At 74.1% G+C, this 24,877-nt stretch carries 24 protein-coding genes and 1 pseudogene; 12 read left to right on the top strand and 13 right to left on the bottom strand.

Going from position 1 to position 24,877, the window contains the following annotated elements:
• Window positions 1–81 precede the first annotated feature (81 nt).
• The 3 genes from ABDB74_RS13210 to ABDB74_RS13200 form a co-directional block, all read right to left on the bottom strand.
• Window positions 82–255: a hypothetical protein gene (locus ABDB74_RS13210; protein ID WP_346619082.1), complete on the bottom strand. Its 174-nt coding sequence runs from the start codon at window positions 253–255 to the stop codon at window positions 82–84.
• Between the two features lie 83 nt (window positions 256–338).
• Window positions 339–1,607 (bottom strand): MFS transporter, encoded by a 1,269-nt coding sequence (locus ABDB74_RS13205; protein WP_346619081.1) that lies wholly within the window; start codon window positions 1,605–1,607, stop codon window positions 339–341.
• 293 nt (window positions 1,608–1,900) lie between these two features.
• Window positions 1,901–3,586: a ribonuclease J gene (locus tag ABDB74_RS13200; RefSeq protein ID WP_346619080.1), complete on the bottom strand. Its 1,686-nt coding sequence runs from the start codon at window positions 3,584–3,586 to the stop codon at window positions 1,901–1,903.
• A gap of 426 nt (window positions 3,587–4,012) precedes the next feature.
• On the opposite strand from ABDB74_RS13200, the gene ABDB74_RS13195 reads away from it, so the two are divergent.
• Together ABDB74_RS13195 and ABDB74_RS13190 are read left to right on the top strand one after the other, a co-directional pair.
• Window positions 4,013–4,594 (top strand): hypothetical protein, encoded by a 582-nt coding sequence (locus ABDB74_RS13195; RefSeq protein WP_346619079.1) that lies wholly within the window; start codon window positions 4,013–4,015, stop codon window positions 4,592–4,594.
• A 238-nt stretch (window positions 4,595–4,832) separates the two neighbouring features.
• The gene (locus ABDB74_RS13190; protein ID WP_346619078.1) at window positions 4,833–4,961 is read left to right on the top strand and encodes a hypothetical protein; all 129 of its coding nucleotides are present in this window, start codon (window positions 4,833–4,835) and stop codon (window positions 4,959–4,961) included.
• 97 nt (window positions 4,962–5,058) lie between these two features.
• On the opposite strand, the pseudogene ABDB74_RS20725 reads toward ABDB74_RS13190, so the two are convergent.
• A pseudogene (locus ABDB74_RS20725) lies at window positions 5,059–5,367 on the bottom strand (rhodanese-like domain-containing protein); the annotation flags it as partial.
• 336 nt (window positions 5,368–5,703) lie between these two features.
• Between ABDB74_RS20725 and ABDB74_RS13185 the strand changes: the two are divergent.
• From ABDB74_RS13185 to ABDB74_RS13175, 3 genes are all read left to right on the top strand, one after another.
• On the top strand, window positions 5,704–8,430 hold the full coding sequence (locus tag ABDB74_RS13185; protein WP_346619077.1) for an endo-1,4-beta-xylanase: 2,727 nt from the start codon (window positions 5,704–5,706) through the stop codon (window positions 8,428–8,430).
• 474 nt (window positions 8,431–8,904) lie between these two features.
• Complete coding sequence (locus ABDB74_RS13180; RefSeq protein ID WP_346619076.1) at window positions 8,905–9,498, top strand: HhH-GPD-type base excision DNA repair protein; 594 nt, start codon at window positions 8,905–8,907, stop codon at window positions 9,496–9,498.
• A gap of 108 nt (window positions 9,499–9,606) precedes the next feature.
• Window positions 9,607–9,948 carry a DUF3099 domain-containing protein gene (locus ABDB74_RS13175; protein ID WP_346619075.1) on the top strand — a complete coding sequence of 114 codons (342 nt, stop codon included), beginning with the start codon at window positions 9,607–9,609 and terminating at the stop codon, window positions 9,946–9,948.
• A gap of 3 nt (window positions 9,949–9,951) precedes the next feature.
• Here the strand turns inward: ABDB74_RS13175 and ABDB74_RS13170 are convergent, their stop codons facing one another.
• Both ABDB74_RS13170 and ABDB74_RS13165 read right to left on the bottom strand, forming a co-directional pair.
• On the bottom strand, window positions 9,952–10,830 hold the full coding sequence (locus tag ABDB74_RS13170) for a PfkB family carbohydrate kinase (RefSeq protein WP_346619074.1): 879 nt from the start codon (window positions 10,828–10,830) through the stop codon (window positions 9,952–9,954).
• 7 nt (window positions 10,831–10,837) lie between these two features.
• On the bottom strand, window positions 10,838–11,767 hold the full coding sequence (locus ABDB74_RS13165; RefSeq protein ID WP_346619072.1) for a pseudouridine-5'-phosphate glycosidase: 930 nt from the start codon (window positions 11,765–11,767) through the stop codon (window positions 10,838–10,840).
• A gap of 90 nt (window positions 11,768–11,857) precedes the next feature.
• On the opposite strand from ABDB74_RS13165, the gene ABDB74_RS13160 reads away from it, so the two are divergent.
• Window positions 11,858–12,088 (top strand): DUF3039 domain-containing protein, encoded by a 231-nt coding sequence (locus tag ABDB74_RS13160; RefSeq protein WP_346619071.1) that lies wholly within the window; start codon window positions 11,858–11,860, stop codon window positions 12,086–12,088.
• Between the two features lie 61 nt (window positions 12,089–12,149).
• Here ABDB74_RS13160 and ABDB74_RS13155 read toward each other — a convergent pair whose 3' ends face one another.
• From ABDB74_RS13155 to ppgK, 5 genes are all read right to left on the bottom strand, one after another.
• On the bottom strand, window positions 12,150–13,211 hold the full coding sequence (locus ABDB74_RS13155; RefSeq protein WP_346619070.1) for a YihY/virulence factor BrkB family protein: 1,062 nt from the start codon (window positions 13,209–13,211) through the stop codon (window positions 12,150–12,152).
• 81 nt (window positions 13,212–13,292) lie between these two features.
• On the bottom strand, window positions 13,293–15,554 hold the full coding sequence (locus ABDB74_RS13150; protein WP_346619069.1) for a VanW family protein: 2,262 nt from the start codon (window positions 15,552–15,554) through the stop codon (window positions 13,293–13,295).
• Window positions 15,555–15,696: 142 nt separating this feature from the next.
• Window positions 15,697–15,921 carry a hypothetical protein gene (locus ABDB74_RS13145; RefSeq protein WP_346619067.1) on the bottom strand — a complete coding sequence of 75 codons (225 nt, stop codon included), beginning with the start codon at window positions 15,919–15,921 and terminating at the stop codon, window positions 15,697–15,699.
• Window positions 15,922–16,502: 581 nt separating this feature from the next.
• Window positions 16,503–17,861 (bottom strand): RNA polymerase sigma factor, encoded by a 1,359-nt coding sequence (locus ABDB74_RS13140; protein WP_346619065.1) that lies wholly within the window; start codon window positions 17,859–17,861, stop codon window positions 16,503–16,505.
• A 287-nt stretch (window positions 17,862–18,148) separates the two neighbouring features.
• Complete coding sequence (gene ppgK / locus ABDB74_RS13135) at window positions 18,149–18,892, bottom strand: polyphosphate--glucose phosphotransferase (RefSeq protein ID WP_346619064.1); 744 nt, start codon at window positions 18,890–18,892, stop codon at window positions 18,149–18,151.
• A gap of 59 nt (window positions 18,893–18,951) precedes the next feature.
• Between ppgK and ABDB74_RS13130 the strand changes: the two genes are divergently transcribed.
• Window positions 18,952–19,782 carry an inositol monophosphatase family protein gene (locus ABDB74_RS13130; protein WP_346619062.1) on the top strand — a complete coding sequence of 277 codons (831 nt, stop codon included), beginning with the start codon at window positions 18,952–18,954 and terminating at the stop codon, window positions 19,780–19,782.
• A 14-nt stretch (window positions 19,783–19,796) separates the two neighbouring features.
• On the opposite strand, the gene ABDB74_RS13125 is transcribed toward ABDB74_RS13130, so the two are convergent.
• Window positions 19,797–20,345, bottom strand: a complete 549-nt coding sequence (locus tag ABDB74_RS13125) for a LytR C-terminal domain-containing protein (protein WP_346619061.1) — start codon at window positions 20,343–20,345, stop codon at window positions 19,797–19,799.
• Window positions 20,346–20,454: 109 nt separating this feature from the next.
• A complete protein-coding gene (locus ABDB74_RS13120) occupies window positions 20,455–21,501 on the bottom strand; it encodes a phosphotransferase family protein (RefSeq protein ID WP_346619060.1) in 1,047 nt (348 codons plus the stop codon).
• 291 nt (window positions 21,502–21,792) lie between these two features.
• Between ABDB74_RS13120 and ABDB74_RS13115 the strand changes: the two genes are divergently transcribed.
• The 5 genes from ABDB74_RS13115 to ABDB74_RS13095 all read left to right on the top strand — a co-directional run bounded on the left by ABDB74_RS13115 (window position 21,793) and on the right by ABDB74_RS13095 (window position 24,869).
• The gene (locus tag ABDB74_RS13115) at window positions 21,793–22,095 is read left to right on the top strand and encodes a DUF4193 domain-containing protein (RefSeq protein WP_346619059.1); all 303 of its coding nucleotides are present in this window, start codon (window positions 21,793–21,795) and stop codon (window positions 22,093–22,095) included.
• Between the two features lie 97 nt (window positions 22,096–22,192).
• Window positions 22,193–23,095 carry a hypothetical protein gene (locus ABDB74_RS13110; protein WP_346619057.1) on the top strand — a complete coding sequence of 301 codons (903 nt, stop codon included), beginning with the start codon at window positions 22,193–22,195 and terminating at the stop codon, window positions 23,093–23,095.
• A 47-nt stretch (window positions 23,096–23,142) separates the two neighbouring features.
• Window positions 23,143–23,649: a dUTP diphosphatase gene (gene dut, locus ABDB74_RS13105; RefSeq protein ID WP_346619056.1), complete on the top strand. Its 507-nt coding sequence runs from the start codon at window positions 23,143–23,145 to the stop codon at window positions 23,647–23,649.
• A gap of 1 nt (window position 23,650) precedes the next feature.
• Window positions 23,651–24,427, top strand: coding sequence for a DUF3710 domain-containing protein (locus tag ABDB74_RS13100; RefSeq protein WP_346619054.1), 777 nt, complete (start codon window positions 23,651–23,653; stop codon window positions 24,425–24,427).
• Between the two features lie 67 nt (window positions 24,428–24,494).
• Complete coding sequence (locus ABDB74_RS13095; protein ID WP_346619053.1) at window positions 24,495–24,869, top strand: OB-fold nucleic acid binding domain-containing protein; 375 nt, start codon at window positions 24,495–24,497, stop codon at window positions 24,867–24,869.
• The last annotated feature ends 8 nt before the right edge of the window (window positions 24,870–24,877 follow it).

The following is a 24,877-nucleotide window of genomic DNA, read 5'->3' as shown; positions in this document are numbered from 1 at the left end:
TGACCAGGCCGAGGCCGACGCTGATGACCGCGTCGTTGACCTGGCCGAGGGCCAGCAGCGCGACGCCGATGCTGAAGAGGATCAGGTGAAGAACGAGAAGACGTTGGTGCGCAGGATCTGTGCGTAGCTGCGCCCCGAGCGGCTGACGGCGGCGTTGCCCTCACCGCGCCGGCGCCGGCCGTCCGCCTCCCGCTGCGACAACCCCTCCGGTCCGGCGGCGACCGCGCCGCCCGCACCGGTCTCCTGCACGTCCACGCCGCTCGCTCCTCGCCCGCCGTCCGCTGCGCCCGGCCCGTAGCTCGCGACGTCGCACGGGAGGGCCGGAAGCGCACGGTGGATCAGGCTCCCCTGCCGGTCCCGGCAGTCTCTCCCGGACACGCCGAGCTCGCTCGGTCGGCGGTGCGGGAGGGGGAGGTCGCGTCCAGTGGAGGAGGCACCGACAGCACCAGCGCCGCGGCGCCGACCAGCAGCGGCAGGCCGGCGGAGACGAGCAGTGCCGCCCCGTAGCCGTCGGTCGCGTCGTGAACGAGTGCGAATGCGAGAGGGCCGAAGGCGGTGGAGCCGACGCTGACGGCGGCGACGACTCCCCGGATGGCGCCGAGGTGCGTGGTGCCGAAGTAGCGGGGGAAGGCCGCCGCCTCCAGGGTGCGGATGGCGCCTGCGGAGCCACCCAGGAGGAACCCGAAGCCGACGGCCGACCAGCCGGGGTCCACGACGGTGCCCCACGCCAGGCCGCCGGCGAGCGCGACCATGCAGCCGGCGGTCAGCCAGCGGGGGCTGATCCGGTCGGCCAGCGCGCCGACGGCGAGGGTGGCCAGCAGCGCTGCCGCGGTCTGGGGCAGGAAGTTGGCCGCGGCCTCGGTGGCGGACAGGCCGCGTTCCCCGAGCAGGTCGATCTGGTGGAAGGCGACCGCGGTGCCCAGCATCCCGGCCACGGCGACGCCGGCGAGGACCACCCAGAAGAAGCCGGTGCGACGGGCCTGGGCGAGGGTCATGCCGACCGGGGACGGGGCGGGCCGGTGCCCGGCCGGGGTGGGGCCGTCCGGGTGCTGACCGAGGTCGGCGGGGGAGTTGCGGACGCCGAACAGCGCCAGGGGCAGGACGATCGCCCAGACGGCGAGCCCCTCGACGATCCAGGCGGTGCGCCAGCTGGTGGCCGAGATCAGCGCCTCCAGGCCGACCGGGGCCAGCGAGATGCCGGCGGCACCGACGGCGGAGACCAGGCCGACGGCCAGGCCCCGGCGGCGGGTGAACCAGACGGCGACCGCGGTGGTGGCCGTCAGCCCGAGGGCGCCCTGGCCGGCCATCCGGACACCGACGAACCCGGCGGTCAGCCCGAGCAGGCTCGAGACGAGGGCCAGCGAGATCAGCACCCCGCCGAAGACGGCGCCGATCGCGGCCATCGTGGCCCGGGTGCCGAACCGGTCGAGCGCGCGGCCCACCAGGGGCATGGCCGCCGCGCCGACGAGCGTGCCGATCAGGTAGGCGGTGGAGATGGCCGAGCGGCTGATCCCCAGCCCCTCGGTCATCGGGTCGATGAAGGCGGAGATCGCCGCGGTCTGCCCGGGCGCGGTGGCGGCGAGGGCGACGGCGGAGACGGCGACCATGTGCCAGCCGTAGAACCCGCCCGGGCTGCGCGGGCCGGCCGATGCGTGAGCAGGCGGAGCGGGGTGCGATGCCGACGCGGAGCGGTACGTGGGAGATCCTTCCGAGGTCGCGCCGGCGTCGCTGACGGCGAGGAGCTGCGGCGGCAGCGCCGCTCACCGGTCGACGGTGGGGTCGGTCGGTGGGGGAGTGCCCGAGCGGGCTGCCACGCGAACCTGGTCGACCGAGCCGGGCGGCCGCCAAGGATACGAGGGGCCGGGTGCAGCTCCGCTCTACATCGACGCGGACCCGCGGCTCAGGCGTCGATGACGATCGGGATGACCATGGGGCTGCGCCGGTGGGACCTGTCCACCCAGCGGGCCACGGCACGAGCGATGAGCTGCTCGAGCTGCACCGCCCCGCCCACCCCTTCCTCGGCCGCCTTCGCCAGTGCCTTCTCGATCAGCGGCACGACCTCGTCGAACGTCGTCTCGTCGTGCACGAACCCGCGAGCCAGGAAGTCGGGCGCCTCGGCCAGCCGGCCGGTGTCGGCGTCGACGATCGCCACGACGGTGATGACGCCCTCCTGGGCCAGGGTGCGCCGGTCGCGCAGGTGCGCCTCGGTGGCGCCGCCGACCGCGGTGCCGTCGACGTAGACGTTGCCGGCGGGCACCTTGCCGGTGATGCGCACCTTGCCGTCCAGCAGGTCGACGACGACGCCGTCCTCGGCGATGACCACTCCCCGCGGGTGGACCCCGGTGCGCAACGCGATGGCGGCGTTGGCCTTGAGGTGCCGCCACTCGCCGTGCACCGGCATGACGTTGCGCGGCCGCACCACGTTGTAGACGTAGGCGAGCTCGCCGGCGCTGGCGTGCCCGGAGACGTGCACCTTGGCGTTGCCCTTGTGGACGACGTTCGCGCCCCACCGGGTCAGCTCGTTGATGATCCGGTAGACGGCGTTCTCGTTGCCGGGGATCAGCGAGCTGGCCAGCAGCACGGTGTCGCCCTCGGTGATGCGGATGACGTGGTCGCGGTTGGCCATCCGCGACAGCGCCGCCATCGGTTCACCCTGGGAGCCGGTGCAGATCAGGCAGACCTGGTCGGGCGGCAGCTTCTCGAGCTGCTTCATGTCGACCAGCAGGCCGGGCGGCACGGTGAGGTAGCCGAGATCGCCGGCGATGCCCATGTTGCGGACCATGGACCGGCCGACGAAGGCGACCTTGCGGCCGTGCGCGTGCGCGGCGTCGAGCACCTGCTGGATGCGGTGCACGTGGCTGGCGAAGCTCGACACGATCACCCGCTTCGGCGAGGTGCGGAAGACCGTCTCGATCGCCGGGGTGAGCTCCGCCTCGGACGTCGTGAAGCCCGGGACGTCGGCGTTGGTGGAGTCGGTGAGGAAGAGGTCCACGCCCTCCTCGCCGAGGCGGGCGAAGGCGCGCAGGTCGGTGATCCGCCGGTCCAGGGGGAACTGGTCCATCTTGAAGTCGCCGGTGTGCAGCACCAGCCCGGCGCCGGTGCGGATCGCCACGGCGAGGCTGTCCGGGATGGAGTGGTTGACCGCGATGAACTCGCAGTCGAAGGGGCCGAACGTGCTCCGGTCGCCCTCGCTCACCTGACGGGTGACCGGCCGGATCCGGTGCTCCTTCAGCTTGGCCTCGATGAAGGCCAAGGTCAGCCGCGAGCCGACCACCGGGATGTCGGGACGCTCGCGCAGCAGGTACGGGACGGCGCCGATGTGGTCCTCGTGCCCGTGGGTGAGCACCAGCGCCTCGATGTCGTCGAGCCGGTCCCGGATCGAGGTGAAGTCGGGGAGGATGACGTCGATCCCGGGCTGGTGCTCCTCGGGGAAGAGCACTCCGCAGTCGACGACGAGCAGCTTTCCCGCGTGCTCGAGGACGGTCATGTTCCGGCCGATCTCCCCGAGACCGCCGAGCGCGACCACCCGCAGGCCCCCGTCGGGGAGCGGCGGTGGTTGACGGAGCTCGGGATGGGCGTGGCTCATGGCTCCACGCTACGGGAGGGGTGTGGCGACGATCGTCCCCTGCGCCCGTGGCGGAGGCGCTCGTCGCCCCAGGTCCATCACTGGGCCCGGCGGTCATCGCGTGGGTGCAGCGCCGGTCGCCGACCGGGCGCGGCGGCGCGGGGTCAGAACCGCTCTTCGGCGGCGGCCTGGTCACCGCCGCCGGGCAGCCCCGTGGGCGCTGCCTCCGGCCGCGAGCGGGGCATGGTCCACGTCATCCCGTCCCGATGCCGGCGAGGGCCTCTCCGAGCGGGTGCACTTCGCCCCCCGCCGCAGATGTGGTGGGGGTGTTCTCCGGTGGCATCCGCGGCGGGGGTCCGGGGTAGGGGCGGTGCGGTCACGCCGTCACGCCGGCGGCAGGCCACAGCAGGTGATGGCCTGATCCTCCGACGACCCGATCGAGGTGCGATGGAAACGACGCCGTTCTTCGTCCTGCTCTTCCTCCACCTCGGTGGCCTGGTCCTGGGATTCGGCGCGGTCCTGGTGACGGACCTCTACGGCCTGCTGTGGATCCGGGACAGGGTCCGCTTCCCGCAGGTCGTGCGCGTGAGCAGCGTGACGGAGAAGTTCATCTGGGCGGGGTGGGGGGTCATGGTGGCCACCGGGATCCCGCTGCTCCTGCTCAAGGGCGAGGTCGACAACCTGATGGCGGTCAAGATCTTCTTCGTCGCCCTCATCGGGCTCAACGGCTTACTGCTGCGCGCCCTCCACGACAAGGTCCGGGGCTACGAGCAGGGCCGCGACGTGCCGGCCGCCGTCCTGTTCCGGCTGTCGTTCTCGTTGCTCGTGTCGCAGATCGCCTGGTGGGGGGCGCTCCTCATCGGTTTCCTGCACCGCCACGTGCAGTCGGTCATCGAGTGGCCCGATTCGCCCTGGCTCCTGATCGGGCTCATCGCCGCAGCCCTCCTGGCGCTCTGGGCGGGCGGCGAGGTGCTGGTGCGGCGCAAGCGCACGGCCGCGGAGGACCTCGTCGACGAGGTAGCGCCCTGACCCGGCAACCGGTGCGGCGGTGAACCCCGGTCTCCGGTGGTGCCGTGCTCCAGCGACGTGGGGCGTCCCCGATGCCGGGGACGGTCCCCGAGCGAGCTCGAGCCGCGACGGCGGAGCCGATCCGTCGGACGACCGTCTCCACCGGGCGGCTGCCGTGGGCGGCGTCACCCGCGCCGTTCCGACCGCGGCCACGCGCCGGCTGACCGTCGCGGCCGGTGCATCGGGAGGGATTCTGCGCGTGCCGACCGTCCACGTCGCCCACGACCCCGCCGCCGACGACCTGCTCGGCCGCGACCCGCTCGCCCTCCTGATCGGCATGCTGCTGGACCGGTACGTGCGTCGACGAAGCAGCGGGAACCCGGGCTGAGGCGGCTCCGACCGCCGACCGTCCGGTGATCTCGGTCCTCGCGTGCGTGCGTGGGCATCGCCAGCGTCACCCGGTCGTGCGCGCCTCCGCGGTGGTAGGCCAGGGCATCTGCCGGGTAGCCCGCCTCCAGGAGCTGCCGGATGGCGTCAGGGGACTGCGGACACTGCGGTCCGTCGCAGAACAGGATCGACAGCCGCCCGGGGTCCAGCCCGCCGCGTCGCTCGAGCACCTGGTCGTGGGGGAGGAGCACCGAGCCGGGGATGGTGCGGCCTCCGAAGGGCCCGGCCGTGCGGCAGTCGATGAGCGCGGCTCCCTGGCCGACCAGCTCGATCAGTTCCAGTTCGCCGACGGTGCGGACCCCGGGGGAAGGCTCCAGGCGCTGGACCTCGCCCCAGGTGGTGTCCACTGCGACGACATCGGCCTCGCCGTCGAGGGGCCAGGGCACGCTGCGTGGCGGCGCCGCGGACCATCAGGTGTCGGCCTCGTCGGACAGGTCCTCGTCCGCCGACTGCCCGGCATGGGCACGCGTTCGAGAGAGCCACGTCTCACGGTCCAGGCGGAGTGCGCGGCGGATGACGCCGGCGCCTGGCATGGCAGAGGGGTTTTCGAAACACCCCGAAACCGTTGACGGCCGGCTGCTCCATGTCGTCCACTCTCATCGCCTGGTCGTCGATAACGATTTCGAACGCCGACCGGGACCTCCGGAGCAGAGCCGCTCCGCGATCCTCTCGAGGGGACCCACATGAGACGACGTCGTCTGGCCGCGGGGGCACTCGCTCTCGCCATGACCGCGGGAGTCGGCCTGCTGGCCGCCCCCACCGCGGTGGCCGCTCCGTCCACCGTCCACCAGACCTCGTTCGAGGGCGGGACCGATGGTTGGTTCGGCCGCGGCGGTGCGCAGCTCGCCGCCACCGGGGACGTGGCCCGCACGGGTGCGCAGAGCCTGGCGGTCACCGGACGAACGCAGAACTGGGAGGGACCGGGCCTCGACGGCCGGCAGATCATGCCGGCCGGCACCTACGCCGTCGAGTCGTGGGTCCGCCTGCCGCAGGGCTCCGGCACCGACCTGGTGACCCTGAGCGTGGCGCGCACGCCGGTCGGCGGCAGCACGGCGTACGACACCGTCGCATGGCAGGTCCCGGTCAGCGACAGCTCCTGGACGAAGGTCGGCGGCACCTACGAGCACGCCACCGCCAACAGTTCCCTCGAGCTGTACCTGGAGAGCCCCGACCCGACCCAGAGCTTCTTCGTCGACGACGTCACGATCATCGGTGAGGCGGCCGCACCGACGGAGCCGGGCAGCCGCGAGGACATCACCACGGACTTCGAGGCCGGTCTGCAGGGCTGGGTCCCGCGCGGCGACGCCGAGGTCGCCGTGACGGACTCCGCCGCGCACGGCGGGAGCAACAGCCTGCTGACCACCGACCGGTTGCAGTCCTGGCAGGGTCCGAGCATCGACGTCACCCGCGGGCTGGCGGTCGGTGAGACCGTCGCCGTCTCGGTCTGGGCCACGCTGGCGCCGGGCGAGGAGCCGGCGTCGCTCAACGTCTCCATCCAGCGGAACCGCGGCACCACCACGAACTACGACAACGTCGCGGGCGCCAGTGCCGTGGTGAGCGCCGGCGCATGGACCCGGCTCACGGGCACGTACACGCTGGGCGCCCCCATCGACGAGGCGCAGCTCTACGTCGAGGGCGATGCGGACGTCGACTTCCTCATCGACGACTTCTCCCTCACCGGCGTCGTGGAGACCCCGATCCAGGACATCCCGGCCCTCGAGGACGTCCTCGGCGCACAGGGCTTCGAGTACGTCGGGGTCGCCATCGACCAGCGCGAGACCGTGGGCCGTCCCTCGGCTCTGGTCGAGAAGCACTTCAACTCCATCACGCCGGAGAACGACGCCAAGCCGGCCGAGATCCAGCCCACCGAGGGGACCTTCACCTTCGGCGACCTGGACGCGTTGCTCGACCTCGCCGTCGCGAACGACATCGAGGTCTACGGCCACGTGCTCGCGTGGCACTCGCAGACCCCCGACTGGTTCTTCACGGACACGGACGGCACGCCGCTGACCAGCAGCCCGGAGGACCAGGCGCTGCTGCTCGCGCGCATGGAGACGCACATCAGGGCGATCGACGAGCACATCGACGCCCGGTTCCCGGACGGCAGCAGCCCCATCTGGGCCTGGGACGTCGTCAACGAGGTCATCGCCGACGGTGACAACGCCAATCCGCACGACATGCGCGACAGTCGCTGGTTCCAGGTGCTCGGCGAGTCGTTCGTCGACCACGCCTTCCGTCTGGCCGACGAGTACTTCCCCGAGGCCGAGCTCTTCATCAACGACTACAACACCGAGATGCCCGGCAAGCGCGACGACTACCTCTCGCTGATCGGTGCGCTGCTGGACCGGGGCGTCCCGATCGACGGCGTGGGCCACCAGGCGCACGTGGACTTCGCCCGGCCGGTGGAGTGGCTCGAGGCCAGCCTGTCCGCCGTGGAGGAGCTCGACCCGACGCTGCTGCAGGCCATCACCGAGCTCGACGTCAGCAACTCCAAGGAGAACCACGGAGCCGACGTCAGCAACGGCACGACGCCGCAGCACTCCCCGGCCATGGCAGCGGGTGAGGCGGCCACCGAGGTCGGCTACTACTACCGCGACCTCTTCGAGATGCTGCGCCGGCACTCCGGGTCCATCGAGGCGGTGACCTTCTGGGGCATCAGCAACGCCCGCAGCTGGCTGCGCACCTGGCCGGCCGCCCGGCCGTGGGAGACGCCGCTTCCCTTCGACGACGACCTGCAGGCGGCTCCGGCGTACTGGGGCATCGTCGACCCGGCGGAGCTGGCACCTCGCCCCGCCGACGTGCTCCCACCGCGGATCGCCGGCCAGGACGACGTCGCGGCCACCTCGACCGGTGTCGACGGCGCTCGGGTGACCTATCCGACGCCGGAGGCCGGTGACACCCGTGACGGTGCGGTGACTCCGGTGTGCACGCCGCCGTCGGGATCGCAGTTCCCCATCGGCACCACCGAGGTGACGTGCACCGCCGAGGACGCCGCCGGGAACGACGCCACCCCGGTCACCTTCGACGTGGTCGTCACCCCGCCGCCCACGACGACGAAGCTGTACCAGCGCTTCAACCACGGGCCGACCGTCCGCGCGAACGTCAAGCAGACCGTCCAGCTGGTGGCCCAGTTCGGCAACGAGGGCACGGGCAGGCTGCTCGGCAGCTCGTTCTCGTACGGCTGCCAGCAGACAGCGGGATCCGCCCCGATGACGCTGGAGCTGGCTCCGGGAGCAGCCCGGCAGGTCGGCAATCGCGATTACCCGGCAGGGCAGCACGCGAACGTCCAGCTGCGGGCGCGGCCGACCACGGTCGGGACGGCGACCTTCGCGTGCACGCTGTCGATGGTCGACAGCTTCGGGGCCCCGGTGAGCAGCACCGCGACGGTCACCATCGACGTCCGGCGCTGATCGACCCGGGTCCCGCGCCTACGGCCGGCCCCCGACCACTGCGGTGGTCGGGGGCCGGACCGCGTGAGGTCCCGGACCGGCGGGATGCCGCGTCCGGCAGCCCGACGACGGAGGCTGACGGGAGGCGGGCGAGGCGGGCAGTCGTCACCGTGGCGGCGGTCGCGACATGGGTGGCAGCGGTCGTGCTCGCAGTCGCGGTGGCCGTCGACGACGAAGACGGACGGGGGGATCGGCGACTCCGCGTGTGCGGTGGGCGGGTGTGCCGGGTGTGTTCCTCCGGGGCTGGAACGGTGGTGGGTCGCTGGCCGGTTCGGCCGGCCGGTGGGGTTCGGGCGGTGGTCGGCGTAGGCCCGGCGGTCTGGTGGTGGGCGTCCCGGGCACCGCCGTCGTCCGCTCGTACCCTCTCGGACTCCGTCGCCGCTGCGACGTCTCCGGGTGGCTGACCGGGGACGGGGATGAGGCACGATCTCCGGCGTGCCCACCGTCCACATCGCCCAGGACCCCGCCGCCGACGACCTGCTCGGCCGTGATCCGCTCGCCCTCCTGATCGGCATGCTGCTGGACCAGCAGTTCCCGATGGAACGGGCGTTCGGCGCGCCCCGGCTGCTCGCCGACCGGCTCGGCGTGGCGACCCTCTCGGCCGGGCAGCTGGCCGCCATGGACCCGGAGGAGCTGGTCCGCCTCTTCCAAGGGCCGCCCGCGCTGCACCGCTACCCGGGATCGATGGCCGGCCGCGCGCAGGAGGTGTGCCGGGCCCTGGTGGAGCACTACGACGGGCGGACCGAGCGGCTCTGGGCCGACGCCCCGGACGGCGCCACCCTGCTGAAGCGGCTGAACGGCCTGCCCGGCTTCGGAGCGCAGAAGTCGGCGATCTTCCTGGCCCTGCTCGGCAAGCAGTACGGCGTCACCCCGCCGGGCTGGCGGGAGGCCGCCGGTGACTACGGCACCGAGGGTTCGCGGCGCTCGGTCGCCGACATCACCGGCCCGGAATCACTGGCCCAGGTACGGGCGTTCAAGCAGGAGCAGAAGCAGGCCGCCAAGGCGGCGAAGCAGGCGCCGGCCGGCTGAACCGGAGACGCCGCCACCGGGTCGTCACCGGTGGCACCATGGGGGTGGTCCGGAACCCGGCGGGGTGATCCACCGCAGGGGCACCGGCCGTCGGAGGGAAGAGTGCCCGTGGCCTCGAGCCAGCAGTTCCCCCGGTCGCGCAGGCCCGAGCCGGTGCTCATCACCGAGGCCGAGCCCAGCCGCGCCGATCAGCACGCCGCCCGGAAGCGGCGCTACGCCATCACCATGGCCGTCCGCGGGGTGGCGCTGGTGCTCGCCGCCGTCTTCTACCAGACGGTCTGGCTGATGGTCATCCTCGCGTTCCTCGGCACGGTCCTGCCCTGGGTCGCGGTGCTGATGGCGAACGACCGGCCGCCGAAGAAGCGGCTCGACCCCAATCGCTACACCCCACCCCGGCCGGACCGGATCCTCGAGAACCCGGCGCGGAAGACACGGATCATCGACGTCTGACGCCTAGCGGGCGCCGGCCCGTTCCACCACGTCGGCGGCCCGCGCCAGCCCCGCGCCCAGCGCGACGGCGGGGTCGCCCTGCGGGTCGTCGAGCCACACCGCGAGCAGGCCGGCGGTGAAGGCGTCCCCGGCGCCGGTCGTGTCCACGACGGCCGCAGGTCGAGCCGGCCGGTGCACCAGCCGCTCGCCCGCGGCCCACAGCGCGCCGTCCGGCCCGAGGGTCACCGCCACGGCGGCGTGCCGGCCCGCCAGCGCCCGCGCGGCGTCGGTCGGATCGGCGCAGCCGGTGAGCAGCCGCGCCTCGTCCGCGTTGGGGAGCACCATCGTGGCGGCCGCGGTGTCCGCCAGCCACCGGTCCACGCCGTAGGCGCCCAGCGGGCCGATCGAGGCGGGGTCGACCGAGACGGTGCAGCCGGCCGCGCGCGCTGCAGCGAGGGCGGCGAGGCCGGCCTCGCGCGGGCCCGGGTCCAGCAACGTGTAGCCGGACAGGTGCAGGTGACCACCCGCGGCAGGTGCGGGCACGTCGGCGGGGCGCAGCGCCAGGTTCGCGCCGCGGTCGGCCAGCATGCTGCGCTGCCCGTCCGGCTCGACCAGGCTGACGATCGTGCCGGTCGCCGTCCCCGGGACCACGCGCAGCCGCAGCTCCACACCGGCCGCCGTGAGCTCGGCGGCCAGCCCGGCTCCGGCGGCGTCGTCGCCGATGCAGCCGGCCAGCAGTGTCGGAGCCCCCAGCCGGGCGAGGTGGAACGCGACGTTGGCCCCGGCGCCGCCGCCCCGGCTGCGGATCGCCGCCGGCCGGTCCGAGCCCGGGGCGGGCGCGCCCGAGGGCATGACCACCACGTCGGTGGCGACGTCGCCGACGACGACGACCGGGATGGCCACGGCCGGCTCAGCCCGCGCGGGTGGCCAGCGCCGCGGCGATCCGGCCGGCCAGCTCGGCGTTGCGCAGCACCAGCCGCACGTTGACCGCCAGGGTCGCGCCGGCGCTCGCCCGGTGCAGGTGGTCAAGGACGAACGGGGTGACCGCCTTGCCCCGGACCCCGGCCGCGGCGGCCGCCGCCAGCGCATCGGCGATCACCCGGTCGTGCAGCTCGGTGTCCAGCTGCTCGTCGGCCGGCAGCGGGTTGGCCACCACCACGGCGCCCGGGGTGAGCCCCCGACGCGCGGCGAAGACCGCCGCGGCCTGCTCGGCGTCCTCGACCGCCCAGTCCAGCGTCGAGCCGGAGTCCGCCACGTAGAAGCCGGGGAACGTCGTGGTGCGGTACCCGACGACCGTGACCGACAGCGATTCCAGGCGCTCGAGCGTCGCCGGGACGTCGAGGATCGACTTCACGCCCGCGCAGACCACCACCAGCGAGGTGCGCGCGAGCGCCGTGAGGTCGGCGGACTCGTCGAAGGTCTCGGCTGACTCGCGGTGCACCCCGCCGAGCCCGCCGGTCGCGAAGACGCTCACCCCGGCCGCCTCGGCCAGCAGGGCGGTGCTCGACACGGTCGTGGCGCCGCTCAGGCCCAGTGCGGCGGCCACCGGCAGATCGCGGACGCCGAGCTTGGCCAGGTCCGGGTCGGCGCAGACACGGTCCACCTGCTCGGGGGTGAGGCCGACGTGCGGCACCCCGTCGAGCACGGCGATCGTGGCCGGGATCGCTCCGCCGGCCCGCACGGCGGCCTCGACGTCGTCGGCGGCGGCGCGGTTGTCCGGGCGGGGGAGACCGTGGGCCAGGAGCGTGCTCTCGAGGGCGACGACGGGACGGCCGGCGGCCAGGGCCGCGGAGACCTCGGGGGACAGGACCGGGCGGGGAGGGGTGGTGGCGGGGTGCACCCTGTCATCATGGTCACCGGGTGCGGGAGCACCGCGGCGCCCCTGCCGCGCGGCCACCGCACGACTCGACCGTCGAGCAGGGAGCCCGCCATGAGCAGCAGCGACATCCTCGAGCGGCCGGACGTCCGCGAATCCGACACCGGCAACGCCAACGAGGTCTTCCACTACGTCCGGAAGAACAAGATCGCGGAGAGCGCGGTCATGGGCACGCTCGTGGAGGCGCTCTGCGGTGAGGTCTTCCCGGTGACGAAGACCCCCAAGCCCGGCAGCCCGGTGTGCCCGGCCTGCAAGGAGGTCTACGAGCAGCTCCGCAAGGAGTAGTCGCTCGGTCCTCCCGAGTGGGGCTGCGGTGTCGTCCGGAGGACGACGGTGTCGTCGCGGCTCATCTCAGGCCGAGCCGGCGGGCCTCGGAGTCCAGCTTCGCCTGGCGCCGTGCGCGTGCCCGGCGGTCGTGCCGGCTCAGCGGCGCCGGCCACCGCGACTGGATCGTGGCGTTGAGCTCGGCGCCCAGCAGCACCGCCATGCCGAAGAAGAAGCAGAACAGCAGTGCGCCGATCGGGGCGGCCAGCGCTCCGTAGGGCAGGGCGCTGGTCAGGAAGCTGCCGATGTACTCGCGCAGCAGGATCGCGGCCACCAGGAAGAAGCCCATGCTCAGGAACGCGCCCGGCAGGTGCCGTCGCCACGGCAGGCGGTGCGGGAGCACGACGTGGAAGAAGCTGGTGAGCCCGAGCAGCAGGCCGATGACCACGATCGGCCAGTAGACGGCGTTGATGAGCGTGTCCGTGGTGCTCCGCCAGTCCGGCGGCACGAGCCCGACCAGCACGTCGCGGCCGAGCACCAGCAGCGGGAGGGTGAGCACCGCCAGGAAGAGCCCGACCACGAACAGCCAGAGCGCCTTGAGCCGGGTCCGGATGGGACCGCGGACGTCGCGCTGGTCGTAGGCGATGACGATGGTGTTCATGAAGGTCGCGGTGGCCGACGACCCGGCCCACAACGACAGCAGGAAGCCGACGCTGACGAGCTCGAGGCGGCCCGAGCCGAGGATGTCGGCCAGCGTCGGGCGCACCAGGCCGTCGACGACGTCGGCGGTGAGCACCTGGGCGGAGGCGTCGAGCAGTTGCTCCTCGATCTGGAGGACCGCGTCCCCGCCGATGAGGGACCCCAGGTAGCCCAGCGAGCCCAGCAGCCCGATGAGCAGCGGTGGCACCGACAGGATCTGCCAGAACGCCGCCTCGGCCGACAGCCCGAGAATGCGGTCCTGCCACGCCTTGGCGAGGGTGCGGCCGAGGACCTGCAGGGGCACCCGCACCGGTGCCGGCCACCGGCGTAGCCGGGACGGGGCGGGGACGTCGGCCCGGGTGGCCCCGGATGCGGCCGGCCCGGAGATCGTCGCCTGCTCCGTGCCGGCCCGGGTGGGCGGGCCGCTGGGCAGGACGGCGCTCACCAGGACAGTGTGCACGTCGAGGGCGGGATGGACGGTGGGGTGCCTACCCGGACGGCGGTACCGGCGCGGTCGCGGACGGGGTCAGGCCGCCCGTGGCCGGGCCGGGCGGCGGCCGCCCGGGGTCGGGGCTCCGCTGGGCGCGGTGCCCTCCGGTCCGGCCGGTGCGGGCTCGGCCGGAACGCAGACGATCCTCGGCTCCGCGGCGTAGCGGGTCTGGAAGTTCTCCCGGTCCAGCTCCTCGCCGGTGGACAGGTCGCGGAAGACGCGCGTCACCGTGATGTCGAACCCGGTCGTTCCCGCCTGCGGCTCGCAGGTGGGGCTGTCCGGCTTCTCCTGGACGACCGGCTCGCGGATGTTGTACCGGTCGCTGCTGATCGACTGGATCTCGTAGCGCTTGGTCCCGTAGAAGGTGACCGTGATCGACGCCGGCGTCCAGGCGGTGTCGACGTAGACCCCGGTGTCGCCGTCGTTGCGCCACTTCAGGTCGATGGAGTCGTAGTAGACCGTCGCCTCGCGGCCGGCCGGGTAGCGGCTGATGTAGTAGCTGTGCGGCTTGTGGAAGACGTCCTCGAGGCCGGCGAAGAACACCGCGTTGAACATGGTCGTGGCGAACTGGCTGATGCCGCCGCCGACGGCGGTGGTGAACTCGCCGTTGTTGATGACGCCGGCCTCCACGTAGCCCTGGGCCACGCCGCGGGGGCCGGTGAACCCGTTGAGGCTGAACGTCTCGCCCGGCATGATCAGCGCGCCGTCGACGTCCTCCGCCACCACCCGGATGTTCGTGCCGCTGGCGGGGTTGCCGATCCTGGTGGTGAAGCTCGAGATCTCCTCGCGGATGCCGAGCGCCTCGGCCTCCGCGGTGGTGAACTCCGCCGGCACGGGACCGAGCTCCGCGGTCACCGTCCGCGGCGCCTCCTCCTCGAGGACGGGCAGCAGCTGCTCGGCCAGCTGCGCCGGCGCGATGCCCGTGCCGTCGGCCGAGGGGACGATGCGCACCGATCCGCCGGAGACGTCGAAGTCGGCGTCCTGCGCAGGGGTGCCGAAGACGTTCAGTCGGTCGCCGAGGGCCGTCTGGAGCGCTTCCGGGTCCAGGCCGACGGTCAGCTCGCCGTCCTCCTCCGGGGTGAAGGTCAGTGCGGCGGCGATCGCCTCCACGGGCACCTCGGCGGAGGTGGTGCCGTCCTGGCTGACGATGCCCACCGGGGCCGAGAGCGCGGGGGTCACCGTCTCCTCCAGGACCCGCTCCGCCTCCTCGGTGTCGACGTCGACGGGGGTGACCTCGACCGGCAGTTCGATGGGTGTGTTCGGGTCGCCGCCGGAGGCCAGGGCCTCGGTGATCGCCTCGGCGGCGCCCTCCCGGTCCAGGGCGCGGCCGTCCGCGGGCTCGACCACCGAGGGCGTGGCGCCCTCGATCGCGATGGTCGCGTCCTGCGGAGCGCGGTCGACCTGCGCCGCGATGCCCTCGATCTGCGCCGCCAGCGCGGTCTCCTCGCCGGTGATGACCGCCTCCACCTCGCGGTCGGAGAAGAGCGTGACCAGGCGCGTCCACGGGTTGAGCGGCCGCTCCGCGGCGGCGTCCACGGTGCGGTCGACGTCGAGGGTGACGCCGGCGGCGGCGGGGGAGAGGGTCGCCGTCACGTCAGCGGCGGAGACGACGTGGTCGGCGGCGATCCGGGGGGCGAGCTGCTCCTCCAGCTCCGCGGCCGCTCGGGCAGGAGTGAGCCCGCCGACCTCGACGCCGGCGACCACGGTGTTCCGCGGCACCTCGCCGGAGGCGAGTGCGAGGTCCGCGCCGTAGGCCAGGCCCAGGACCGCGAGCAGGCCTACGGGCACGAGCGTGGCGGGGCGACGCCACCACGGGCCGCGGCGCCCGTCCGCAGGGGGGCCGTCCGCCGGCGGCGGGCCGGTGGGGCCGTCGCCGGCCGGCCCGTCACCGGTCATGGGCGGGATGACGGCGGTCCGCTGCGTTCCGTCGTCGGCGGCGGTGTCCCCGGGCGTACCGGCCGAGAGGTCGATCCGCTCGGTGCCGCCGGTCGCTCCGGTGGTGGCCTCGTCGGCCTGCGGTTCGTGGCCCTGCGGTTCGTGGCCCTGCGGTTCGTGGCCCTGCGGTTCGTCGCCCTGCGGCTCGTCGGCCGCGGTGGCCGGCTGCTCCGCCGTCGACGGGGCGGACTCGGGGACCGGCGGCGCCTCGTGGCCACCGCGCATCCACTCCCGGCCGACCGGCCGGGTGTCATCGGGCTCGGTCCCGAACGCCGGCACCGCGGCCGAGAGCGGCGGTCGCTCACCGGCGCTGTCGGGACGCATGCGCACCGTCTCGTCGGGCGCAGGGGACTTCTGGGACATGGGGGGTTCCTCCGGTCGCCGCCGACCGGGGGTCCCCGGAGACGACGGAGCCGCCGGTCCGACGCCTGCACGAGGCGGGGCGTCGGACGCGGCGGCGTCGTCGGGTGAGGCGGTCATCGCGGGCGCGACGATAGCGCCTCTCTCACGCGGTTACGTGCTGCTCGCCCTCTGTGTCGATGATGTCGACGGCGATGTCGCGGAGCTTCCCCTCGTACTCCCGGGCGTGGTGCCCGCAGAACACGAGGTCGCTGCCACTGGCGAGCACGACACGAACCTTGGCCAGGGCGCCACAGCGGTCGCAGTGGAAGGGCACGACCAGGTCGTCGGCGGCGGGGGTCGTCGTCAGCGTCTGGGTCATCTGGGTCATCACTCGCTCTCTACCGCACGGACCCGCGGCTGCGGATCGGCCTCCTGCACAGCGCCAGGATGGCCCCTCGGATTCCCGATCCCACCCGGATCACCACGGACTCGCCGAAAGAGATGAGTCCGTAACACGCCGGGCTTGGGTGGAGCGGGTTCAGCAGAGGACATCACTGGAGTGGAACTGGTGGTGCACGTGCTGGTGGTGATCTGCCGGACCGGTGGTTGACCGGGCCGACCGTGGGTCCGCTGCTGTTCTGACGGGCACCACGCTACGCCGTCTACCCGACAGGTGTCGGCGTACACCGGTGCCCGCCCCTCCGAGTGACGTCCGCGACGGAACCGTGACCTGGGCGAGTGAGCAGGTGCGCCCGCCGGCACGCACGGGCTCGCCGGTCCGGACGACCACGACTGCCCACCCGGCCCAGTGGCCGGATCGCACGGATGCGCACGGGAGCGGTTCTGCACGCGGTCATGGCGGGGCCCGGACGCATCACGGCGCACCGGCGCCGCGCGGGCCCGCACCGGCCAGGACACGACGAGGGGCCCGGACCGCTCGCGCGGTCCGGGCCCCTCGTGCCGCCTCGCTCAGTCCAGGTAGTCGCGCAGGACCTGGGAGCGGCTGGGGTGGCGCAGCTTGGACATGGTCTTCGACTCGATCTGGCGGATCCGCTCACGGGTGACCCCGTAGACCTGGCCGATCTCGTCCAGGGTGCGCGGCTGACCGTCGGTGAGGCCGAAGCGCAGCCGGACGACGCCCGCCTCCCGCTCGGAGAGGGTCTGCAGCACGCTGGTCAGCTGGTCCTGCATGAGCGTGAAGCTCACCGCGTCGACCGCCACCACGGCTTCCGAGTCCTCGATGAAGTCACCGAGCTGGCTGTCGCCCTCGTCGCCGATGGTCTGGTCGAGGCTGATCGGCTCCCGGGCGTACTGCTGGATCTCCAGCACCTTGTCCGGGGTGATGTCCATCTCCTTGGCCAGCTCCTCCGGGGTGGGCTCGCGGCCCAGGTCCTGGAGCAGCTCGCGCTGGATGCGGCCGAGCTTGTTGATGACCTCGACCATGTGCACCGGGATGCGGATGGTGCGGGCCTGGTCGGCCATCGCGCGGGTGATCGCCTGCCGGATCCACCAGGTCGCGTACGTGGAGAACTTGTAGCCCTTGGTGTAGTCGAACTTCTCGACCGCACGGATCAGGCCCAGGTTGCCCTCCTGGATCAGGTCCAGGAACGCCATGCCGCGGCCGGTGTAGCGCTTGGCGAGGGAGACCACCAGGCGGAGGTTGGCCTCCAGCAGGTGGTTCTTGGCGCGCTCGCCGTCGCGGACGATCCAGTTGAGGTCCCGGCGCATCTGCGGCGAGATCTTCTGGCCCTCCTCCTCGACCTGGCGGAGGCGCTCGGCGCCGTAGAGACCGGCCTCGATGCGCTTGGCGAGGTCGACCTCCTCCTCGGCGTTGAGGAGGGCGACCTTGCCGATCTGCTTGAGATAGGCGCGGACGGAGTCGGCCGACGCGGTGAGCTCGGCGTCCTTGCGGGCCTGCCGCAGCGCCTCGGACTCCTCCTCGTCGTCCCACTCGAAGTCGGTACCGCCCTCGGCGGTGGCCTCGTCCTCGGCGGCGGCGACCTCGACGCCGTCCTTGCCGGTCACGACCGTCTCGTCGAGCTTGAGGCCCTCGGATCCGGCGTCGACGACGGCGACGGTGGAGCCGTCGGTGGCGACCGCGGTCAGCACGGTGCCCTCGCCGGCGTTCGTCGAGGGGGTGATCGCCGGCTTGGCGCGGCCCTTGGCCGGGCTCTTCCCACCGGCGGTCTTGGCCGGTGCCCTCTTCCGGGCGGCCGTCGGCTCGGCGGCCGACTTGGTGGCGCTTGCACGGGTACCGGCCGCGGCGCTCCTGGCGCGCGGGGTGGTGCTCGCTGCGGCTGCTTCCGGTGCTGGCTGATCGGCGGGCACTCAGGTTCCTTCCCGTACTGGGTTCGTTCCCCGGGGGACCGTGTGGTCCGCGGGCAGCGGCGCCGGCCTGCGCTCTGGAGGGGGTGAGGACCCGACGGACCGGCGCGGTGTTTGACCGCGATCCGGGCTGGGGATCCCTCCCGGCTGAAGGGCAACGGGCTGGGGCTCCACCATTGTAACGACGTCGCGGAGCGAAACCATCGGCTCGCATCCGGCCGTCTCGCTCCGACGAGGCGGGCGGCATGGCCCCGGCGGGTGAGGAGCGGCCCCGCCGGGCGGGGGCACGCTCAGGGTTCCAGGTGCTCTGTGGCCGCGAGCGCGGCGCCGACGATGCCGGCGTCGTTCTGCAGCTCGGCGGGCACCACGGGGGTGCGGGTCGACAGCAGCGGCACCCACTTGTGCGCCTTCTTGCTCACCCCGCCGCCCACGATGATCAGGTCCGGCCACAGGCCCGCCTCGAGCACGTCGAGGTAGCGGTCCACCCGCCGAGCCCACTCCGGGTAGCTGAGCTCCTCGCGTTCCCGCGCGGCCGCCGACGCCCGCCGTTCGCCGTCCTCGCCGTCGACCTGGATGTGCCCGAACTCGGTGTTCGGCACCAGTTGCCCGTCGACGAACAGGGCGCTGCCGATGCCGGTGCCGAACGTGAGCATCAGCACCACCCCGCGCCGGTCGCGCCCGGCCCCGTAGCGCATCTCGGCCAGCCCGGCGGCGTCGGCGTCGTTCAGGGTCTCGACCGAGCCGGGGACGAGCCGCGAGAGGCCCGCGTCGACGTCGGTGCCGATCCAGCTCTTGTCGACGTTGGCGGCCGTGTGGGCGACGCCGCTCTTCATCACGCCGGGGAAGGTGACGCCCACGCGCCCGTCCCAGCCGAAGGAGCCGACGATCTCCGCCACGACGCCGTAGACCGGCTCGGGCAGCGACGGCTGCGGCGTCTCGATCCGCAGCCGTTCACCGACCAGCCGGCCCTCGTCCAGGTCGACCAGGCATCCCTTGATGCCGCTACCGCCGATGTCCACCCCGAAGCCATGCACCCGGACAGGTTAGTGAGCACGTCGACCCGAGCGGTCAGGCCTGCGGCAGGATCGCGGTCATGACACCCTTTCGGGCGGACGCCGCCCGCGTCGCCGAGCCGGCCGAACTGCTCGACCTGGCGGTCGTCGTCGCACGTGAGGCGGCCGCCCTGGTGAGCCGGGGCAGGGACACCGCGGCCGAGCACGTGGACACCAAGTCCAGCCCGGTCGACGTCGTGACGGCGGTCGACTCGGCCAGCGAGGAGCTGATCGTCGCGCGCCTGCTGGCCGCCCGCCCGGACGACGGCGTGCTGGGGGAGGAGGGCGCCGACCGTGAGGGCACGAGCGGGGTCCGCTGGATCGTCGACCCGATCGACGGCACCGTGAACTTCCTCTACGGCGTCCCCGCCTACGCGGTGTCCATCGCCGCGGAGGTCGACGGCGAGGTGCGGGCCGGCGTGGTGGCCGACGTCGCCACCGGCGAGCTGTTCACCGCCACGGCCGGCGGCGGGGCCTGGCTGGCGGCGCCGGGACGCCCGGCGCGCCGGCTGGCCGCCAACCGCCCGCCGTCGCTGGAGCAGACGCTGGTGGCCACCGGCTTCGGGTACGGGGTGGAGCAGCGCCGGGCCCAGGGCGCCGTCGTGGCCGAGCTGCTGCCCCGGGTGCGGGACATCCGGCGGCTGGGCAGCGCGGCCCTGGACCTGTGCCGGGTCGCCTCCGGCCAGGTCGACGCCTACTACGAGCTGCACCTCAACCCGTGGGACCGTGCGGCCGGGGCGCTGGTGGCCGCCGAGGCCGGGGCCGTCGTCACCGGGCTGCCCGGGACCCCGGTCGGCGAGCCGATGGTGATCGCCGCCGCGCCCTCCGTGGCGGCGGCGTTCCTGGCCCTGGTGGCCGAGCTGCACCGCTGAGCCGGCTTGCGGCCTCAGCAGGCCTCGGCGACCTCCTCCTCGGAGACGGTGAGGGCGCTGGTGACCGCCTCGGGGGAGGCCAGGCTGTCGGGGAAGACGAACTCGGGCCCGAGCACCACGTCGACCACCGCGGTGGCGCGGGTGTCCTGGTAGGTCCCGGCGCCGGGGAGGTAGACGCCCAGGAAGCGGGCCGGGTCGGTGCCCCGCGGCCCGTGCCGGATCTCGCCGACGCCGTCGACCTCGCGGCTGCTCGGGTCGTTGGCCACCTCGGTGACGGCGAACCCGCGCGCCTGGAGGTCGCCGGCGACGGTCTGGGCGAGCCCGCCCTGGTCGGTCGCGTTGAGCACCCGGACCGTGACGCTGGCCGGGTCCAGCGACGGCGGCGCCTCCTCGGCGACCTCGCACGCCGCGGCCTCGGCCGCGCGCTGCTCACGGTCCTGCTCGACGACGTTCCACCAGACGGCGCCGGCGGCGACCGCCAGCACGAGCAGGAAGATCAACGGCGGCAGGGGGCGGCGGCCACTGCGCGGGCGCACCGGAGGACGGGCGGTGCGCTCGGTCACGGGAATGCTCCTCGGCGAGGATCCGGCAGGCGGGGCACCGACCACCCGGGCGGCGCCGACGTCCTGGTGGGGGCGGCGGTCGGCCCGAGTTTAGGGCCGTCGGCGGTCGCTAGATCGCACCGTCGTCCAGCGCGGCGCGTCCCAGCTCGACGCACGGGTCGATCCGGTCGGCGTACCCGCTGGTGTCCTTGCCCGCCATCGCGCCCGCGGCCGAGCGGGCCAGGATGCCGGCGATGATCGCGGCGAACTTGAAGAAGCCGAAGGCGACGTACCAGTTCAGCTCGGACAGGTCGGTACCGGTGCGGGCGGCGTACCGGTCGGCGATCTCCAGGCGGGTCGGGAACCCGGGGAGCGCCGTGACCGGGCTCTGCGACGACGGACGGTTCTCGCCGGCCTGCGGCCAGTAGACGAGCATCATCCCGAGGTCGGTGAGCGGGTCGCCCAGCGTGGACATCTCCCAGTCGAGCACCGCCGCGATCCGCCCGGGCGCCGCCGGGTCGAGCAGGCAGTTGTCCAGGCGGTAGTCGCCGTGCGTGATGCCGGCGCGGTCGGTCGTGGGCACGGTCTCGGCCAGCCGGGCCGCCAGCGCGTCCAGGCCGGGGCGGTCGCGGTCGCGGGTGGCCTCCCACTGCGTGGTCCAGCGGCGCACCTGGCGGGCGGCGAAGCCCTGGGGGCGGCCGAAGTCCGCCAGGCCCACCGCGGCCGGGTCGACCGAGTGCAGGTCACCGAGGGTGTCGACGAGGGCGTTCCCGATGGCGCGCCGCTGGTCGGGGGAGTCGGCGTACCCCGCGGGCAGCTCCCGGGCGACGTGCACGCCGATCACCCGCTCCATCACGTAGAAGGGCGCGCCGAGCACCGTGGGGTCGGTGCAGAGGTGCAGCGTGCGGGGCACGGGGACCGGGGTGGGGACCAGCGCGGAGATGACCCGGTGCTCGCGCGCCATGTCGTGCGCGGTGGCCAGCACGGCGCCCGTCGGCGGCCGCCGGAGGATCACCGCGTCGTCGGCCCCGCCGCCCTCCGGCGTCACCACGTAGGTGAGGTTCGACATGCCCGCCGCGATGAGCTCCACGGTGATCGAGCGCCATCGTTCGTCGCCCAGGACGGAGGCCAGGTACGGCCCGACGACGGCTGGATCGGCACCCGGGGGAGTCGGCACGGCGGCAGGGTAACCTCTGGCGCTCCGCGACCCGCCTCGGCCGTTCCCCCGCGTCATGTGTCACCTCTCCGGAGGCGGGCACAAACCGGGGCCGGACGGCGTTGGTGGGCTGCCGGTACTTCCGCGAGGGGGACCGGTGACGTGGACAAGGGCGTTCTGGCAGTTGGCCTGCGCCCACCCCGACCCACCGGTCGCCCATCGGCGGCCGGCCAGGACGACGGCGCACACCCGGCGCCGCGTCAGACGAGCGGGCACGATGCCCGCGAGAACCCCGGAGGAGGGGCACACCCCATGGCCACCGACTACGACGCCCCGCGCCGCAACGAGACCGACGAGCTCGGCGAGGACTCGCTCGAGGAGCTCAAGGCGCGGCGGGCCGAGGCCCAGTCCGCGTCGGTCGACGTCGACGAGACCGACTTCAACGAGAACCTCGAGCTCCCGGGCGCGGACCTGTCCAACGAGGAGCTCACCGTCCGCGTGCTGCCCAAGCAGGAGGACGAGTTCACCTGCTCCCGCTGCTTCCTGGTGCAGCACCGCAGCCGGCTGGCTGCCACCCGTGGCGACCAGAACTTCTGCCGCGACTGCGCGGCCTGACGCAGGCCCCCGCTGAGGGGCCGTCGGGAGCCTCGGCGGACCGGGAGCGGGACCGGCACGGGGACGAGGACGGGCTGCTGACCGAGGAGGGCGACCGATGACCGAGGACCCGGCACGCACCGGCGCGCCGCGGGACGTCCCGCCGCCGCGGCCCGTGGTGTCCCCCGCGACCGCCGTTCCGGCGGACGAGAGCCCCCTGGCCCGCGCCGGCCGGGCCGTCGCCGACGCCGTCGCCGGGCTCGCCGGCGGCGGTGGTGAACGCTCGGCGGCCGGTGGACTGCGGAACGTGGTCGGGGCGGTCGCCGGCGCCGTGGCCGGCGCCTTCACCGGCGCACCTCCGGCCGGCGGGACGGCGGCCGGGACCGACGACCGCCGCCCGGCCGGTGAGGCCCGCAACCCCGGCGCGATCCTCGGCGACCTGCTGGCCGCGGCCGCGCCCCGGCTGCCCATCCGCGACCGCGCCCGGCTCCGGGCGGCCCTTCCCGGCGCGTCCGACGAGGAGATCGCCGAGGCGCTGGTCCAGCGCGCGGCCCGCATGACCTCCGGCATCGGCGCGGCCACCGGAGGCCTGTCGGCGGCACACTGGTTCGCCCCGCCGTCCCTGCTCGCCGTGCCCCTGGAACTGGGCGCCGAGACCGTGCTCACCGCCGCGGTCGAGGTGGTGCTCATCGGGGAGCTGCACGAGCTGCACGGCCGTCCGGCCCCCGGGGACGCCGCCGCGCGGGCGCAGGCCTACCTGGGCAGCTGGTCCGCCCAGCGCGCCGTGACCGGTCCCGGTGGCGCCGGCCTGGGCAACCTGCTCGGCACGGCGGGCATGCGAGCCCTGCGCCGGCGGATGACCCGCCGGCTCGCCGGCGCCGTCCCGTCCGCCGCCCCGTTCCTCGTCGGCGCCGCACTCGCCGGGCGCGGCAACCGGCGGGCGACCGAGACCCTGGCCCGCCGTGTCCTGGCCGACCTGCGCGACCGGCCGCGCGCCGGGGACGACCCGTCCGCGCGCTGACCACTGCGCCGCGCACCGTCCCGCCGGCCGCGGCTAGGGTCGCCGTCGTGCCCGAGCCCTCCGCCGAGCTGGACGTCCCCGTCCTGCTGACCGCCGCCGACGCCGCTGTGCCGCACTACGCGCTGGCCGGCGATGCGGGCGCGGACCTGACCGCCGCGGAGGACGTCGAGCTCGCCCCGTTCGAGCGGCGGCTGGTCGGCACCGGGGTCGCCGTCGCGATCCCCGAGGGGCATGCCGGATTCGTGCACCCGCGGTCGGGGCTGGCCCACCGGCTCGGCCTCGGCATGGTCAACGCACCGGGCACCATCGACGCCGGCTACCGCGGTGAGATCAAGGTCAACCTGATCAACCTGGACCCGGTGACGCCGCTGCGGCTGTCCCGCGGGGACCGGATCGCCCAGCTGGTGGTGCAGCCGGTGACCCGGGCCCGGTTCGTGCCCGTGCGCGAGCTGCCCGCCAGCGAACGGGGAGCGGCCGGCCACGGCTCGACCGGTGGGTACACCGGCGGTGGACCCGGATCTCCCGACACTCCAGCACTCGAGGGGCGGAACTGACATGCCGTTCGGACGGCGGCGCAATCGCATCGATCGGAGCCTGCGCGAGCGGGGGGTCCCACCGGAGCCGCAGCAGCGGCTCCGGGACGTCCCGCCGACCACGGGCCCCTGGGACGAGGCCGACGCCCCCGACGACGGGGTGACCCGCATCGACCTGGGGGCCATCCGCCTCCCCGCGCTGCCGGGCATGGACCTGCGGGTGGAGCTCAACCCGCAGCAGAAGGTCATCGGCGCGACGCTCCGGCACGGTGGTTCGCTGCTGCAGGTGGCGGCTTTCGCCGCCCCCCGCATGGCCGGCATCTGGGACGACGTCCGCGCGGAGCTGGCTCGCAGCGCGTCGGGCCAGGGCGCATCGCTGCGCGAGGTCGAGGGCCCGTTCGGCATCGAGCTGGTCGGCACCGTCCTCGCCGCACCGCCGGCCCAGCCGGGGCAGCCGGCGCAGCAGCCGGTGCGGCGGCCGGCCCGCTTCCTCGGGGTCGACGGACCGCGCTGGTTCCTCCGCGGCCTGCTCAGCGGATCGCCGGCGGCGGACGCCCAGGCAACGGCCGAGGCGGTGGCCCTGGAGACGGCGTTCCGGGGGATCGTCGTCGTCCGCGGGTCCGAGCCCATGCCGGTGCGCGAGCCCCTCGAACTGGCCCTCCCCCCGGCGGCGGCGGCCCAGCTCGCGGCCCAGCAGGCGGCCCAGCAGGCAGCCCAGCAGGCGGCCCGGCAGGCGGCCCAGCAGGCGGCCCGGCAGCCGCGGCCGCCGGCCGGTGACGGCGGCGCGAGCCCGGCCTGAGCGGTGCGACCCAGGTGACACACCCGCAGTGCGACCCCTCCCGCCGCGACCGAACTACGCTGGCACGGTGACGGAGACCCGACCGGCGGGCTGGTGGTCGCGCACCCTCCAGCGCCTGACCGCCGACGACCAGACCATCGACGCCCAGGAGCTGCGGGCCGGGACGGCCACCGCGGGCTGCGAGTCGGTGAGCTCGTGCCGCAAGGGCGCGGTGGTCACGGTCACCGGCCGGCTGAAGTCCGTCGTCTACACCCCCCGCGAGACGGTGCCCACGCTCGAGGCCGAGCTGTTCGACGGCTCGGGTTCGGTGACGCTGGTCTGGCTGGGCCGGCGCCGCATCCCGGGCATCGAGCCCGGTCGCACGCTCACCGCGCGGGGGCGGTTCGCCTCCTTCGACGGCCGGCAGGTCATCTACAACCCCTGGTACGAGCTCGGCTGCTGAGCGGACGT

Origin of the sequence: Blastococcus sp. HT6-4, assembly GCF_039679125.1 — a bacterium.
In the GTDB taxonomy this organism is placed as follows: domain Bacteria; phylum Actinomycetota; class Actinomycetes; order Mycobacteriales; family Geodermatophilaceae; genus Blastococcus; species Blastococcus montanus.
Note: the sequence above shows the minus strand (reverse complement) of the source record. Positions and strands in the feature narration are given on the sequence as shown.